This is a genomic window from Lutibacter sp., from assembly GCF_033723435.1.
In the GTDB taxonomy this organism is placed as follows: Bacteria; Bacteroidota; Bacteroidia; order Flavobacteriales; family Flavobacteriaceae; genus Lutibacter.
In genome coordinates this window covers 39,885-56,387 of the sequence record NZ_JAWVXC010000009.1, presented here as the reverse complement: position 1 = coordinate 56,387, position 16,503 = coordinate 39,885, and the positions used below count along the sequence as shown (strand labels likewise).

Annotated in this window: 10 protein-coding genes; 8 read left to right on the top strand and 2 right to left on the bottom strand. The window is 28.7% G+C overall.

The genetic code is table 11. The features are described 5' to 3' along the window. Positions 1 to 40: 40 nt before the first annotated feature. The gene (gene ccsA / locus R3342_RS12240; protein ID WP_318940612.1) at positions 41 to 3,160 is read right to left on the bottom strand and encodes a cytochrome c biogenesis protein; all 3,120 of its coding nucleotides are present in this window, start codon (positions 3,158 to 3,160) and stop codon (positions 41 to 43) included. A gap of 377 nt (positions 3,161 to 3,537) precedes the next feature. Between ccsA and R3342_RS12235 the strand changes: the two genes are divergently transcribed. Both R3342_RS12235 and R3342_RS12230 read left to right on the top strand, forming a co-directional pair. After that, on the top strand, positions 3,538 to 4,914 hold the full coding sequence (locus R3342_RS12235) for a tryptophanase (RefSeq protein WP_318940611.1): 1,377 nt from the start codon (positions 3,538 to 3,540) through the stop codon (positions 4,912 to 4,914). 59 nt (positions 4,915 to 4,973) lie between these two features. Then, entirely contained in the window at positions 4,974 to 5,423 is a 450-nt protein-coding gene (locus R3342_RS12230) for an Rrf2 family transcriptional regulator (protein ID WP_318940609.1), read from the top strand. A 53-nt stretch (positions 5,424 to 5,476) separates the two neighbouring features. Here the strand turns inward: R3342_RS12230 and R3342_RS12225 are convergent, their stop codons facing one another. Further along, entirely contained in the window at positions 5,477 to 7,396 is a 1,920-nt protein-coding gene (locus tag R3342_RS12225) for a CocE/NonD family hydrolase (protein WP_318940607.1), read from the bottom strand. A 647-nt stretch (positions 7,397 to 8,043) separates the two neighbouring features. Between R3342_RS12225 and R3342_RS12220 the strand changes: the two genes are divergently transcribed. The 6 genes from R3342_RS12220 (at position 8,044) to R3342_RS12195 (ending at position 16,498) form a co-directional block, all read left to right on the top strand. Then, complete coding sequence (locus R3342_RS12220; RefSeq protein WP_318940606.1) at positions 8,044 to 8,298, top strand: hypothetical protein; 255 nt, start codon at positions 8,044 to 8,046, stop codon at positions 8,296 to 8,298. A 58-nt stretch (positions 8,299 to 8,356) separates the two neighbouring features. Then, positions 8,357 to 9,049: a GLPGLI family protein gene (locus R3342_RS12215; protein WP_318940605.1), complete on the top strand. Its 693-nt coding sequence runs from the start codon at positions 8,357 to 8,359 to the stop codon at positions 9,047 to 9,049. Positions 9,050 to 9,053: 4 nt separating this feature from the next. Further along, entirely contained in the window at positions 9,054 to 11,711 is a 2,658-nt protein-coding gene (locus R3342_RS12210; RefSeq protein ID WP_318940604.1) for a carboxypeptidase-like regulatory domain-containing protein, read from the top strand. Between the two features lie 166 nt (positions 11,712 to 11,877). Continuing rightward, a complete protein-coding gene (gene asnB, locus R3342_RS12205) occupies positions 11,878 to 13,548 on the top strand; it encodes an asparagine synthase B (RefSeq protein ID WP_318940602.1) in 1,671 nt (556 codons plus the stop codon). Between the two features lie 81 nt (positions 13,549 to 13,629). Next, entirely contained in the window at positions 13,630 to 15,744 is a 2,115-nt protein-coding gene (recQ, locus tag R3342_RS12200; protein ID WP_318940600.1) for a DNA helicase RecQ, read from the top strand. 136 nt (positions 15,745 to 15,880) lie between these two features. Continuing rightward, a complete protein-coding gene (locus tag R3342_RS12195) occupies positions 15,881 to 16,498 on the top strand; it encodes a YqaA family protein (RefSeq protein ID WP_318940598.1) in 618 nt (205 codons plus the stop codon). Positions 16,499 to 16,503 lie beyond the last annotated feature (5 nt).

The window sequence follows — 16,503 nt, the reverse complement described above, 5'->3', positions numbered from 1 at the left end:
TTTTAAAGTTTGCAAAGTTACAATTTTGCAATAAGTATGCTTATTTTTTATAGTATTTTTTGAATTTAAAATAAGCAGCAGCAGCAATTACTGCAAAAATAACCATTGTATAATATACAAATGAAGGTGTAATTACCTTATCTCCACTTGCATAAGAGTGCAAACCAGATAAATAGAAATTAACTCCAAAATAGGTAAATATAATAGAAGCAAAAGCAGCTACAGAAAAGAAATTAAAAGTAAACTTACTTCTTAAACCTGGAACTAAACGTAAATGTAGTACAAACGCATAAACCATAATGCTGATTAATGCCCAAGTTTCTTTTGGATCCCATCCCCAATAGCGGCCCCAACTTTCATTAGCCCACATACCTCCTAAAAAGTTACCGACGGTAATCATAACTAAACCAACAGTTAATGACATTTCATTAATAATAGTTAGTTCTTTAATTTTTGCATTTAATTTCTTTTTATTGTTTTCTGTGGTTAAAATCATAAGTAATAAGGAAATTAATCCTAATATCATTCCAAGCCCAAATGGTCCATAACTAGCTACAATAATAGCAACATGAATCATTAACCAATATGAGTTTAATACAGGTTGTAAATTTGCAATTGCAGGGTCCATCCAGTTCCAATGGGCTATCATTAAAATAAATGAAGTTAAAAATGCAGTTGCAGCAATTGTCATAGATGATTTTCGACCAAAAACTAATCCAAACAACATGGTTGCCCAACCTACATAAATCATAGACTCATAGGCGTTACTCCAAGGTGCATGACCACTTATCATCCAACGCGCTATTAAACCTCCAGTGTGCATTAAAAATAGTACCACAATAATTGCTATACTTAATTTTATTAAAGCATTAATAATTTTACTATTACTGAAAATTTGAATAATTACAAAAAAGAACATTAATGTTCCAATGTACATATAATAGCTAAATAGCTTTTTAAATACGTTATATTTATTATAAGCTATTTCTAAATTAATTTTTTTCTCTTTTGGATAAACGGCGCTTCCATATTTCTTTTGAAATTTAATAAGCCCTTTTAAAATTTCGTCTGAATTTGTATAATTATTTGTTTTAATTGCTTCAGGTAATGACTGTAAATAAACAGGTAATAGTTGACCAACAAATGCAGAATCCTGCCCTTTAAAATTAGCTTCCTTTAAATTATTTTGTGAAACCCATTTATTATTTGGATCATTTGGAATAGGGAAAATTCGTAAAACATCGCCCATTAAAGCGGAATACAATAAATTAATTCTTCTATCAATATTAATAATATCTTTTTGAAACTTATTTTTAATACTTGTTTTAGAAGCTTCTGCTTGATATTTTGCTAATTTATATTGCCCTTTATTTGTAAAAAAGTTAGCAACGGATGCATATTTTTGATCATGTGGAACTCCAATAATATCTCTTATTTTATTATCGCCACGTTCTAAGTAAATAACAGGAATTTGAAACCAAACTCTAGGAATTAATTGAATTGACAAAAATACTTGGGAAGCGTTCATGTCTCTAAAAGTATCGTGTTTACTTACTTTTCTTAATAATTGTGAAGAATAAGTATCTACTGGTTTCATTCTTCCTCCTAAATCTTGAATAACTAACCTACTAAACTTTTCGGCATGTGCTGCTGAAACTTTACTAGCTTTTAGCAAGGAATCTATTCGTTGTGAAGAAATTGCATGCGGATTATTTTGCGCAAACATAAAAGATGAAAAAGTTAAGAATGCAATAACCAACATAGTTGTTTTTTGGCTTCTTAATTTTCTTAATTGTTTTCGTAAAAAATCAAAACGGGTATTTTTCATAAATAGAATTAAAATAAGTCCTGCGTATAATAAAAAGTATCCAAAATAGGTAATGGTTGATCCCCAAAAATCATGGTTTACAGAAAGTCTTGTTTCTTCATATTGAGGAGTTATATTATAACTAGATTGGAAAAGCTTATACCCTTTGTAGTTTAAAATATGATTCATGAAAATTCTATAATCAAATGTTTTTTCAGGTGAAATAACAGTTACTTCACTTGCATAAGACATAGCACTTTCAGATCCAGGATATTTATCTAATTGAAAATCTCTTAATTTAAGGCTAAAAGGAAGTATAAATTGTTTTGAGCCATAACTTAAATTAACATTTAAATTTCCTAAGCTAACTTTGGTAGGAGCTTGAATGTGATATTGCCCTCCTTTTACAATTACATGTTTAGTTTCATTACCTACAGTAACATCAAACTCTAATTGAGATAACGCGTTGCTTTTTTTCTTTCCTGCAACTATTTTGTAATTTCCTTTAGTTGGTAATTGAGGTACTACAAATTGTAAGCTACCAATATTATGTACTGCTAATATTGAAAAATCTTGTAGTGAATCTTTTACAATGTTACCATTAAATTGATCGGCCATTCTAAAAAACGTACCATTTTCATTAGTTTTTATTTTTAGTTTACCATCAATTAGTTTAAAATCTACAAAGTTATTTGTAGGAGAATCAAAACCTACAGGAACCCCATGTACATTTTCTGTAGTTCCTTGTTTTATGTAGTGGTCATGTCTTCCTCCATTTCCAGATTCAACAAATTTTAAGTAAGTGCTTCCGTTTGGATCGTTTTCAAAAACGGTTGTTGCATGTGGAATGTATTTGGTTAATTTAACAGAAACCTTAGTACCTTTAAATTTAGTAGTATATTTATAATTATTGTTTCCTATGGCGGATAACAAAATTTTATGATGTTCAGGTGTTTTTTGAACTTTACCATCATCAATAGCAATACTTATATAATTATCTTGAGAAAAGAACTTATTACTTACTTCACCTTCTTTAATAGGCATAATTCCTTCGTAACTAATATACCTTGTAATTCCAGCTCCAATTAAAATAAATATAAATGATAAGTGAAAAACAAGGGTAACAAGTTTCTCTTTTTTATATAATTTATACTTAAATATATTTCCGAAAAAGTTTACTACGAAAAAGAACATAATTCCCTCAAACCACCACGAATTATAAACTAGAGCTCTAGCAGTTTCGGTACCAAAATCATTTTCAATAAAAGTAGCTATGCCCATTGAGGCTGCAAAAATGATAAATAAAATAGCTGTAAGTCGTGTTGAATAGAGTGCTGATAAAATTTTATTCATTGTAAATAAGATAAAGATTCTTTAATATGTCTTGCAAAAATAATGATAAATGTCATAAAATGGATGTTAATTAGATTTTATATTGTTTTCACTATGTTAAATTTTGCATTTACAAATTTAAAAGTAACTTTTGTTACAAAGTATGACTTAAGTCATATAAATAATAGGTTAAAATTTAGTGAAAATTATACCTAACCGAAGAAATTTTGTAATTTTGAAAATCAATTAATTTTATGAGTACATTAAGTTTTTATAAAAACTATTTTTACAATTATAGATTTATAAAGCGTCCTGAATGCTTCGGTAATTAACTGTCTTTTCTATAGTGATATATATCACCTTTTTCAATTTAATTTTAACTAAAAAACTATATAATTATGGATTTACCATATGCAGAACCATATAAAATAAAAGTAATAGAACAAATAAAACGATCAACTAAAGAGCAACGTTTAAAGTGGATAAAAGAGGCCAATTATAACCTTTTTAATTTAGATTCTGATAAAGTGTTTATTGATTTGTTAACCGATTCAGGAACAGGCTCAATGAGTGATAAACAGTGGAGTGAAATAATGGTTGGTGATGAAAGTTATGCAGGTTCACGTTCATTTAAAAAGCTAAAAGATACTGTAAATAAAATAACAGGATTTAAATATTTTTTACCTGTTCATCAAGGAAGAGCAGCTGAAAATGTTTTGTTTTCGGCTTTAGTAAAAGAAGGCGATATTGTGCCTGGAAACTCACATTTTGATACTACTAAAGGTCATATTGAATTTAGAAAAGCAACTGCAATAGATTGTACTATTAATGAGGCTTTTGATACTTCTATAATTCATCCATTTAAAGGAAATGTGGATATTAAAAAACTTCAAGATGTTTTTGAAAAATATCCTATAGAAAAAATTCCTTTTGTTATTTTAACCATTACTTGTAATAGTTCTGGAGGTCAACCAGTTTCTATTGAAAATGTAAAAGAAGTTTCAAAAATTTGTAAAAAATATAAAACACCACTAATTTTTGATTCGGCTCGTTTTGCAGAAAATGCCTATTTCATTAAAAAACGTGAAGCAGGTTATGAAAATAAAACCATCAAAGAAATTGTAAAAGAACTATTTTCATATGGAGATGGAATGACCATGAGCGCTAAAAAAGATGGATTAGTAAATATGGGAGGATTTATAGCCTTAAATAGTGAAGAAATATTTAAAAAAGCCACAGTTTATACTATTATGTATGAAGGCTTTATTACGTATGGAGGTATGAACGGTCGTGATATGGGAGCTTTAGCTCAAGGACTAGATGAAGCTACCGAATTTGACTATTTAGAAAGTAGAGTAGAACAAGTTGCTTATTTAGGTAAAAAATTAGTAGAATACGGTGTACCTGTTCAACAGCCAATAGGAGGTCATGCAATATTTTTAGATGCTAATAAATTTGTGCCAACTATTCCTAGAGAAGAGTACAGAGCACAAGCATTGGCAATTGAAATTTATGTAGTTGGAGGTATTAGAGGAGTTGAAATAGGAACTGTTTTGGCAGATAGAGATCCTGTAACTCGTGAAAACAGATACCCTGAATTAGAATTGGTTCGTTTAGCAATTCCAAGAAGAACTTATACGTATAATCATATGGATTATATAGCGGCGGTTTTAGAAAAAATTTATGATACTAGAAAAGAAGCAAAATCAGGGTTTGAAATTGTTGATGAAGCACCTATAATGAGGCACTTTACAGTTAAGTTTAAAAAAATATAATATCATTTAATCTTAATTTAGTAGATTTGTGACAAACACAAATGGTTAAATAAAATTATATGTTATCAAGAGCGAGTAAATACGCTATTCTATCTACGTTGTATTTAGCAGAGCATTCTAGTAAAGAAAAGAAAATGAGTGTTAAAAAAATAGCGGAGGAAATAGATGTGCCAAGTCCGTTTTTAGCAAAGTTATTTCAACAATTAGTTCATGCTAAAATAATTTCGTCTGTTAAAGGGCCAAATGGAGGTTTTTATATCACTAAAAAAAATGGAGAAAAATCAGTTTGTGATATTATTGAAAACATTGACGGGTTAAATAAATTAAACGAGTGCTTTTTAGGATTAAATGAATGCGATGGTGAAAATCCTTGTCCAGTTCATTTTATTGTAGAACCATTTAAGCGAAATATTTTAGGGAAATTTAGAGATAAAACTATTCTTGAATTTTCAAAAGAAGTAGCAGATAATGGAAGATTTCTTACGTTGAAGCATCTTGATTTTGAATAAACTGAAAATAATTAGTCATAAAAAAAGCAGTTGAATTTTCAACTGCTTTTTTTTTAAGGGAGAATGTTAAACTCAATTTTTGAAGAAGTAAAAACCGTATGTGTTTGTGTTTTAAAATCTTCTTTTTTTGCTTTAAAAATATTAGGAACAAAAGTTTGTGGATTTAAATCTATTAAAGGAAACCAAGTACTTTGAACTTGTATTTGTAATTTATGCCCTTTTTTAAAAGTATGATTGATATCTTGTAAGGTAAAATCAACATCTGTTTTTTTATTAGGTATAAAGGCCTCAGGGTTTGAAAAACTATTTCTGAATTTTCCACGCATAACTTCGCTTCGTACCATTAAATAATAGTTACTCATTTTTAAATGATCTTGCATTCCTTTTTGATCTTTTGCATCCGCAGGAAATACATCAATTACTTTTACAATCCAATCGGCATCTGTACCTGTTGTGGCAACTTTTAATTTCGCCAAAATACTTCCAACCAATTTTAAGTCGTTTTCTAAAATTGGTGTTTCAAAAACTAAAACATCACTTCTTCGTGCTGCAAATCGTTGATCATCCGTCATATATTTTCTTGGCGTAAAAACAGTTTTAATATCTTCAGAATAAGGAACTGGTTTTTTAATATTACTAATAAATTGTATTCCTTTTTCTTTTGGTTTGGTAGTGGTTAATTCTTGATTATCTCCTAAATAATACGTTGTTCTAATGCTGTTTTTTGGAGGCCAAGTTTTGTATGAATTCCACTCTTTTTTACCAGTATCATACACGTAAGCTTCAGGTAATCCAGAATTTTTTGAACTATCTTCTTTTAAAAAGTGGTTAAAAAATTTAGCTTCTATATTTTTTTGAAAATTAATAGATATAGAATCTCCAAAATAAAAATTACCAATACTATTTCTAATGCTACTACGAGCCCATTGTCCGTGACTCCAAGGACCAAAAACTAATGTGTTGTAATTTTTAGGATTGTTTTTTTCAATAGTTTTATAAGTTTCTAATGCTCCGTATAAATCTTCCGCATCAAACTCTCCACCAACAACCATAGTTGCCACATGAGATTTGATATTTTTTAAATGAGGAATAATTGCCTTTTTTTGCCAATCTTCATCATAATTAGGATGTTCTTTTAATTCTTCCCAGAAAAAATCGCCTACTTTATTTTTGTTAGATAGTGATGGTTTATCTAATTTTTCATATTGAAAATAAGAATCTAAATTACTCAACGGACCAGCATCTAAAAAAAACTGATATTGATCTTTAGTATTTAAAGTTGGTATTTTATACCAGGAGGTATCTGTTGGTTTATCTTTTGGAGTTCCAAATAAAGAAGTTGCTCTAAAATAGCTTAATAAATAAGCTCCGTTGTGATGAAAATCATCAAAAAAGAAATCTCCAATACAAGCTTGTGGCGATGAGGCTTTTAATGCAGGATGTGCATCAATAGTAGAACAAGTAGCGTAAAAACCTGGGTACGAAATTCCCCAAGTACCAACGTTACCGTTATTGTTTGGTACATTTTTTACGAGCCAATCAATAGTATCATACGTGTCTGAACTTTCATCAATATCCGTGCTATCTTTTTTGTTTGGAATATATGGGCGCATATTTACATAAGTTCCTTCACTCATCCATCTTCCGCGAACATCTTGATAAACAATAATATTTCCTTCTTTCATTAAAACAGAATTTGGTCCAATACTTCTTCGGTATTTAGTTTTTCCATAAGGTCTGCAACTGTATGGAGTGCGTTGCATAATAATTGGGTATTTTTTGCTTGTGTCTTTTGGAGCATAAATTACGGTAAATAATTTTACACCATCGCGCATAGTAATGGTGGTTTCTGTTTTGTTATAATGTTGTTGTACGTAATTAGTCTTCTCCTTTTGATTTTTCGATTTTGAGCAGCTAATTATTGAAAAAGTAAGCAATAGGATAATTAGAGCTTTAAAAGGGTAGTTTTTCATGTAAAGATTAGTTTGTAAGGTTGTAAATCTACAAATAATATTTATTATTCAGCCAGTCGTACATTATTATAAATTTCGTCAATTCGAGTGAATTTTACCTTTCATATGAGGGTTGAAATTAATATCGAGAATAGAAATTTTATGATAAAGTGTAGTTCTCGATACAATTTTTTATCAAAAATTACTCGATCTGACGTTGCGTTTAAAATAATAATTTATAATTACGGGAAAACCGTAAACTTTTAAAATATAGCGAATAAAGTGTGTTAGATTTTGCCAAGTCTTTTTTTTTTTTTTTTTTACATTTAGCCTGAAAAAGATTTAAACCACAAAAAATTGTAAAATTGAAAGAAATAATTGCTATTAATTTCATTAAAATCTTTTTAATAAATGTCATATCTGTAAAAAGTAGGAACTACCTACTTATTTACATGGGTATGCATAATAATGCAGAAGAAATAAAAATCCTCTGTTTGTAAAATTTTAAGAACACCATACGCTAATAAAATGTTAACCTAAAACCAAGTTGCCTATGAAATAAACAAACTAACAAACAGAGGAAAGTGTTGCAAAAGTAATGCTCCTCGTAGGATTAACAAAATAATAATGGGAGATAATCCCAAATGACTAATTTAAAATTTAACAAAATGAAAAAAATAATTTTAGGAATAGTATTTGTTTTTGCAACGGTAAGTTTAACCAATGCAAATGACAATATAGAAAAAAATGATAATATTAATCAAGTAGTTTTAGCAAATGGGACTCCAACTGAATGTGTTGAAAGTTCTAAAAGTGCTACTTTAGCTTTGGCAGATGCTTATGGCTGGGACGTTCATGGAACTGATAGTGCTTTTGCAGCAGATGTATTCCTGATTATATATCAAGATTGTTTAAATAATTAAAAAATGAAAATAGTCAAGTCATATTTTTTATGACTTGACTATTTATAGCAACAAGATTATGAAAAGAACACTAGTAATTATTTTATTTCTGATATTTTATATACCTGGTTTTTCCCAAAGTAATATATCTGGTAAAATTATATATAAAGCTAATTTAAAACCAATAGATATATCCAAAATAACAGAAAATAAAAAATTAACTAATAAAACTAAACAACTTTTGCTTTCAATAAGTAATAATGCAAAAGATGTAGCATTTAAACTTAAGTTTAATGCAGAGGCATCTTTATATAAAGTTATTAGTGGTATGAATTCCGATGCTGAGCCAAAATTAAACTTGACCAAATCTGTGGCTGGTTCAGATAATATTTATTATACTAATATACCGTCTAAAATCTTTTTTTATCAAACTAATGGAGATGATCAATTACTTAATATAAGTTATAAACCTATTAAATGGAGCATGACTCAAGAAACAAAAAAAATAGGAAATTACCTCTGTTATAAAGCAGTTTTTGAAAATACAGAAGCTTGGTTTGCCCCTACTATATCAGTTAATTTTGGTCCAAAAAAATACAATGGACTTCCCGGTTTAATATTAGAAGTAAAAAAAGGAGGATTATCTATTAAAGCTACCAAAATAACATTAAATCCAAAGAAAAAAGTAGTTATTAAAAAACCAAAGAGCGCAAAAACAATAACTGAAGAAGAATATTATAAAAATTTTAATAAAATGTTTAAAGGGTTTTAATTTTATGACAAAGAAAAAAATTGCTATTGTTTTTTGTGTTTTTGTAAGTGTACTTTCTTTTTCTCAAACTATTGAAATAAAAGGGATTGTAAAAGATAGTTTGCAAAATTCCTTAGCGTATGCCAATGTAATTGCCAAGCCAGTAGATGCTTCTAAAAATCTAAAATTTGCGATAACAGATGAGGTTGGAAATTATAGAATAGAACTTATTAAAAATGAAGTTTATACCATTTCTGTAAGTTATTTAGGCTATAAAACAGCAAATTTTAAATTTACTGCAACAACAAATGTTATTAAAAATTTTAATCTTTCAGAAGCTCCAAATCAATTAAAGGAGGTAAATATAGAATTGCCCGTTACGGTTAAAGAAGATACTATAATTTATAATACCAAAAAATTTGTAACTGGTGATGAACGCAAGTTAAAAAACGTTTTAAAAAAATTACCAGGTGTTGAGGTAGATAAAAATGGAGGAGTAACGGTACAAGGTAAAAAAGTAACTAAAATGTTGGTGGAAGGTAAAAAGTTTTTTGGAGGTAATACAAAATTAGCAGTAGAAAATATCCCCGCAGATGCAGTAGATAAAGTACAAGTTATAGACAATTATAGCGAAGTAGCTTTTTTAAAAAATCTAACGGATGCTAATGAAATGGCTATGAATATCCAACTAAAAGAAGATAAAAAACAGTTTGTTTTTGGGGATGTTGAAGCAGGGAAAGGAAATCAGGATTTTTATAAAACTAGTAGTAATCTTTTCTATTATAGCCCTAAAACCAATGTAAATTTTATTGGAAATTTAAATAATATGGGTGAAAAATCTTTTACGTACAAAGATTATTTTAATTTTCAAGGCGGTGTAAGTGCTGTTTTAAAAGGTAACAGCTCTATATATAATGTTTCAGGAAGTGGTTTTTCGCAATTTTTAGAAACACAAGATTTGGTAAGTAGCCAAAATAGATTTGGAGCATTAAATATTACCAAAAATACTTCTAAAAAATTAGAAGTTTCAGGATTTGCTATTTTTTCGCATACAAACACAAATAGCTTTACGCAATCTTACAATCAATACGCAGCATTTAATGAAGAAAAAGATAACAATTCAAATGTTCGAAATATTTTAGGCATTGCAAAACTAAATATTGAATATGCTCCTAATACAAAGGAACAATGGTATTTTAAAACGCAACTAAAAAGAGCAAATAATCAAAATTATAATACTATTTTGTCTACTGTAAATAGTGTAAATGCTACTATTAATACGCAAAAAAATGCAACTACTACTCACCTGAATCAAGTGGTGGAATGGCATAAAAAATTATCCAATAAACATACCTTTTCATTTGCTGCAGATTATACTTTTGATAAAAATACTCCAACTACATTTTGGGAAACAAATCAGCCAATATTACAAGGTTTAATTCCAATTGTAACAGCTAATATTTACAATATTCAACAACAAAAAGAGGTAAAAACAAATAGCTTTAATAATCTTTTTAAGCATTACTGGGTTCTTAATAACAATCATCATATTTATACTACAATTGGAGATAATTTTTTAGGGGAACAATTTTATACCAATGATTTACAATTTTTAGACAATGGTTCTGAAAATAATTTTAGTGCTAATAATTTTGGAAATGATGTTACGTTTAATTTAAATGATTTGTTTTTAGGAGTAGAATTTAAGTATAAAACAGGAATTTTCACTTTAAAACAAGGCTTATTTTTGCATAATTATAATTGGAAAGTTCAGCAATTAAATAAATTTAAGAATTCTAAATTAGTACTATTACCTAGCTTTCTAGCTAAAATTGAATTTACAAAATCAAAATATTTAAGAATTAATTACAATTTAAAAACTTCTTTTTCAGATGTTTCTAAATTAGCAAATCGGTTTTACTTACAATCGTATAATTCTGTTTTTAAAGGAAATGAAAACTTAGAAAATGAATTGTATCATTCTGCTCGAATTTATTTTAGTAGATTTAGTTTGTATAAAGGTTTAAGGCTTTTTAGCGGAGTTAGTTATGCTAAAAAAATTAAAGGCGTTCAAAATGCAGTACAGTTTCAAAGTGTAAACCAATACCTTTCTCCAGTATTAATTACGAATCCTTCTGAAAATTGGAATTTTAATTCAGATATCAGTAAGAAAATAAAACAATTTAAATATCATTTAAGTGGGAATTTAAGTTTAGCAACGTATTTGCAAAATATCAATAATTCTTTGGTGACTAATAAAAATAAAACTTGGTTGTACGAGGCTTCAACAAAAACTTTATTCGATAATTTTCCAACTATTGAATTAGGTTTTCGTCAGAGTTTTGGAAATTATACATCAAGTAATATCACTTCAAAATTTGTAACCACAGAACCTTTTTTAAACATTGACTATGATTTTTTAAAAGGATTTATTTTTTCTATGGATTATACAAATTACAAATACGTAAATAAAACCTACCATCAAAAAAACACTTATCAAATTGCAAACGCAATATTATCCTACAAAAAAGAAGATAGTGCTTGGAGTTTTAAAATAAAAGCTCAGAATTTGTTTAATGTTCAATTTAAGCAGCAAAATAGTTTTTCTTCGTATATAATTTCAGATTCTAAAACGTATATATTACCTAGAATTGTATTGTTTTCTATTGGATATAATTTGTAGATATTTCAAATAGTAATTTATTTTACGAAACAGTTATAATTATATTTCATATTATCCTAAAATGGAGTAATAAAGTTTCAAATAGTAATTAAAATATAAAATATAGTTCTTAATTAGAAACTAATAACTCACATTTGTATAGTAATTAACAACAAATAAAAAAGTTATGTGTGGTATAGTATGTGCATTTGATTTAAAAGAAAAAGCAGAAGTATTACGTCCTCAGTTATTAGAAATGTCTAAAAAAGTACGTCATCGAGGTCCAGATTGGAGTGGAATATTTGCTAATGATAAAGCTATTTTAGCTCATGAGCGTTTAGCAATTGTAGATCCAGCTTCTGGAAAACAACCTTTATTTAGCGAAGATAAAAATTTAGTTTTAGCGGCTAATGGCGAAATTTATAATCATAAAGCATTACGAAAACAATTTGAAGGAAAATATCATTTTCAAACCGAATCGGATTGTGAAGTTATTTTAGCATTATATCAAGAAAAAGGCGCTGATTTTATTGATGAATTGAATGGAATTTTTGGTTTTGCTTTATATGATGTTAAAAATGATGAGTACTTTATAGCACGTGACCATATGGGAATTATTCCTTTGTATATGGGTTGGGATGAGCATGGAACATTTTATGTAGCTTCAGAATTAAAAGCGCTAGAAGGTGTTTGTAAAAAAATTGAATTGTTTCCTCCAGGACATTATTTGTCAAGTAAAGATGGTATTCTGACTAAATGGTATGATAGAGATTGGATGGAGTTTGAAGCAGTAAAAGAAAATCAAACTAGTATTGATGAATTACATGATGCTTTAGAAGCAGCCGTTCACCGTCAATTAATGTCAGACGTGCCTTATGGAGTTTTATTATCAGGAGGTTTAGATTCTTCTGTAACTTCTGCAATTGCTAAAAAATATGCCGAAAAAAGAATAGAATCTGACGATACACAAGCAGCTTGGTGGCCACAATTACATTCTTTTTCTGTTGGTTTAGAAGGTTCACCAGATTTAGCCGCGGCACAATTAGTGGCAGATCATATTGGAACAGTACATCATGAAATTAAGTTTACCATTCAAGAAGGTTTAGATGCGATTCGTGATGTAATTTACAATTTAGAAACCTATGATATTACAACAATTAGAGCTTCTACACCAATGTATTTAATGGCTCGCGTTATTAAATCTATGGGAGTAAAGATGGTATTATCAGGAGAAGGAGCTGATGAGCTTTTTGGAGGTTATTTGTATTTTCACAAAGCACCAAGTGCAGAAGAATTTCATAAAGAAACGGTTAGAAAATTAGGTAAATTGCATATGTACGATTGCTTGCGAGCTAACAAAAGTTTAGCCGCCTGGGGAATTGAAGGGCGTGTACCGTTTTTAGATAAGGAATTTATGGATGTAGCTATGCGTATCAACCCACAAGATAAAATGATTAATGGAGAACGTATGGAAAAATGGGTGATACGTAAAGCGTTTGAAAAATATCTACCAGAAAGTGTCGCTTGGCGTCAAAAAGAACAGTTTTCAGATGGTGTTGGGTATAGTTGGATTGACACTTTGAAAGAAATAGTAGAGGTAGAAGTATCAGATGAACAACTAGAAAATGCTAAATTTAAGTTTCCAATTCAAACACCAACAAGTAAAGAAGAGTATTATTATCGATCTATTTTTTCTATGCATTTTCCATCAGATACAGCAGCGGAAAGTGTTCCTCAAGAGCCTTCAGTAGCTTGTAGTACAAAAATAGCTTTAGAATGGGATGAAAGTTTTAAAAACATGAACGATCCTTCTGGTAGAGCAGTTGCTTATGTTCATGATGACGCTTATACTAAATAGAAATATTTTTAATTTTTAAAATAGAATGTTAAAACCGTTCCAATTGCGGAACGGTTTTTTATTTTTGTGAAAAATACTCTAATGCTATTAAAAGAAACTCAAGAAAAATTACTTCCAACATTAAAAAAATATTTTGGGTACGATGGCTTTAGACATCAGCAACAAGAAATTATAGAAGCAGTACTTTCTAAAAAGGATAATTTAGTTATTATGCCAACTGGAGGAGGTAAATCTATTTGTTTTCAATTACCTGCTATTCTTTTTGAAGGGTTAACTTTGGTGATTTCTCCGTTAATAGCATTAATGAAAGACCAAGTTGATGGTTTAAATGCAAATGGTATTCCAGCAGATTTTTTTAATAGTAGTCAAGAAAGTGAATCGCAAAGTGCTGTTTTTGAAAAAGTAATTCAAAATAAAATAAAATTGTTATATGTTGCTCCTGAAAGTTTAGCTTTGTTAGGAAATATTTTAACCGAAGGATTTATTAGTTGTATAGCTATTGATGAAGCGCATTGTATTTCATCTTGGGGACACGATTTTCGACCATCCTATCAACAACTCGGATTTTTAAAAAATAAGTTACCAAATACTCCAATAATTGCATTAACTGCAACTGCCGATAAAGCAACAAGGCAAGATATTATTCAGCAACTAAATATTCCAAAAGCAACTCAGTTTATAGCTTCTTTTGATAGAAAAAATATTGAATTAGAAGTTAGACCAGCAAATGACAGGGTTTCGCAAATAATTAAATTTATCGATGAAAGACCAAATGAAGCAGGTATTATTTATTGTTTAAGTCGTAAAACTACTGAACAGTTGGCATCTAAATTACAGCAAAATGGAATTAATGCAGTAGCATATCATGCAGGCTTAAATTTTGTAGAACGAACAAAAAATCAAGAAGATTTTTTATATGATAAAACCCAAGTGGTTTGTGCAACCATTGCATTTGGTATGGGAATTGACAAATCTAATGTTCGTTGGGTAATTCATTATAATATGCCTAAAAACATAGAAGGTTATTACCAAGAAATAGGACGTTGTGGTCGTGATGGAATGAAAGCAAATGCTTTGTTGTTTCATAGTTATTCGGATGTTATTCAGCTTAGAAAATTTATGACTGGAGCTAGTAATGAAAACGTTCAGATTGCTAAATTGGAACGTATGAAACAGTTTTCGGAAGCCACTACTTGCCGAAGGAAAATATTGCTAAGTTATTTTGGAGAGTTGCTTTCTGATAATTGTGGAAATTGTGATGTTTGTAAAAATCCACCGCAAATTTTTAATGGAACTATTATTGCCCAAAAAGTACTTTCGGTTATTACCAGATTAAATGAAAGTGAAGCTATTGGGACTGTGATAGATGTTTTAAGAGGTGCTAATAATGCGACTATTTTAGATAAAAATTACGATAAGTTGAAATCGCACGGTATTGGTAAAGAAATTTCTTGGAGAGATTGGCAACAATATATTATTCAACTTATTAATCAAGGATTTTGCGAAATAGCATTTCATAAAAATAATGCTTTACAACTAACCAGTTTTTCCAAAAAGGTATTATTCAAAAATGAGCAAGTCAATTTAACCCGTCCGATAGCAATAAATGAGTTGGTGGAAAGTAAAAAAGAAGTAAAACATAAAAAATCTAAAAAAGATATTTTATTTGAACGATTACGAAAATTGCGTCATCAAATTTCTTTAGATGAAAATATCCCAGCTTATTTGGTTTTTAGTGATGCTACGCTAAAAGAAATGGAAAGAGCGAGACCAATGTGTGAAGCAGATTTTTTAGAAGTTAGCGGGGTTGGGCAAAGAAAAATGGAAGTATATGGCGAAGATTTTATTGAAGTTATTGTTTCTTTTTTAAACGAGAAAAATAAAAAACGTAAAAAGAACAAAACAGAAAATGTATCTTATGATTTGTATAAGCAAGGTTTATCAATTGATGAAATAGCAGAAAAACGAAATTTAAAATCTGCCACAATTTTTTCACATTTAGCAAAAGCATATACAGATGGAAAAGATGTAGATATTTATGAATTTGTTTCTAAAGAAGAAGTTGAAAAAGTTAGAGAAGCAAAGGATAAACTCAAAAATCCACCAGCTTTAAAACCATATTATGAATATTTTAATTCTGAATTGGAATACTTTAAAATACGATTAGCTTTAACAATTATTGCCGAAGATAATTAGGTTGTTTAAATTATGAGGATTTATGTTAAATTTTTCTAAATAACAATAAATTAAAGAGTTAGGATAGTTTTTAATTCCGAAAAATGATTATTTTCGCCTTTAAAAAGTATTAATTTAGAATAATTATAAATAAAATATGCCCGAAGTAAAGAGTCAAAAGAAATCAAAAATAAGATTACTTCATCAATATTATTCTTATACAGGTTTTTATAAGTTTATATTTAATAGTACTAAAAAAGCAATTCCTCCAATACTTTTTTTAATTATAAGTTTAATTGTTTTTAATAATTATGTTTACAATATTAATGATGGGCTAGAAATAATTACCACCACATTTTCAACAGTAGCTATTTTATTTATATTTTTTTTATCAGAAACAATTTTAGGTTTAATTCCGCCAGAAATTTTTATTGCTTGGTCTAAAAAAACAGCCAACCCAATATTTAATTTAGCTTTATTAGCAACGCTTTCTTACATAGGTGGAGTTCTTTCATATTTTATTGGAAAAGCAGTGCTAAAAGTAAGAGTTGTAAAAAAGTATTTTGAAGATAAAATGTATAAGCATTTAAAACATACTAGTAAATGGGGCGGATTTTTAATTGTGGTTGGAGCATTACTTCCAATTCCATTTTCAATAACTTGTTTGGCAGCAGGCATGATTAAATATCCACTTAAAGGAGTTTTAATATTTGGTTCCTTACGTTTTGTTCGTTTTGCTATATATGGTGCAGCAATTTTTAATATGGTTAGTTAAATAAT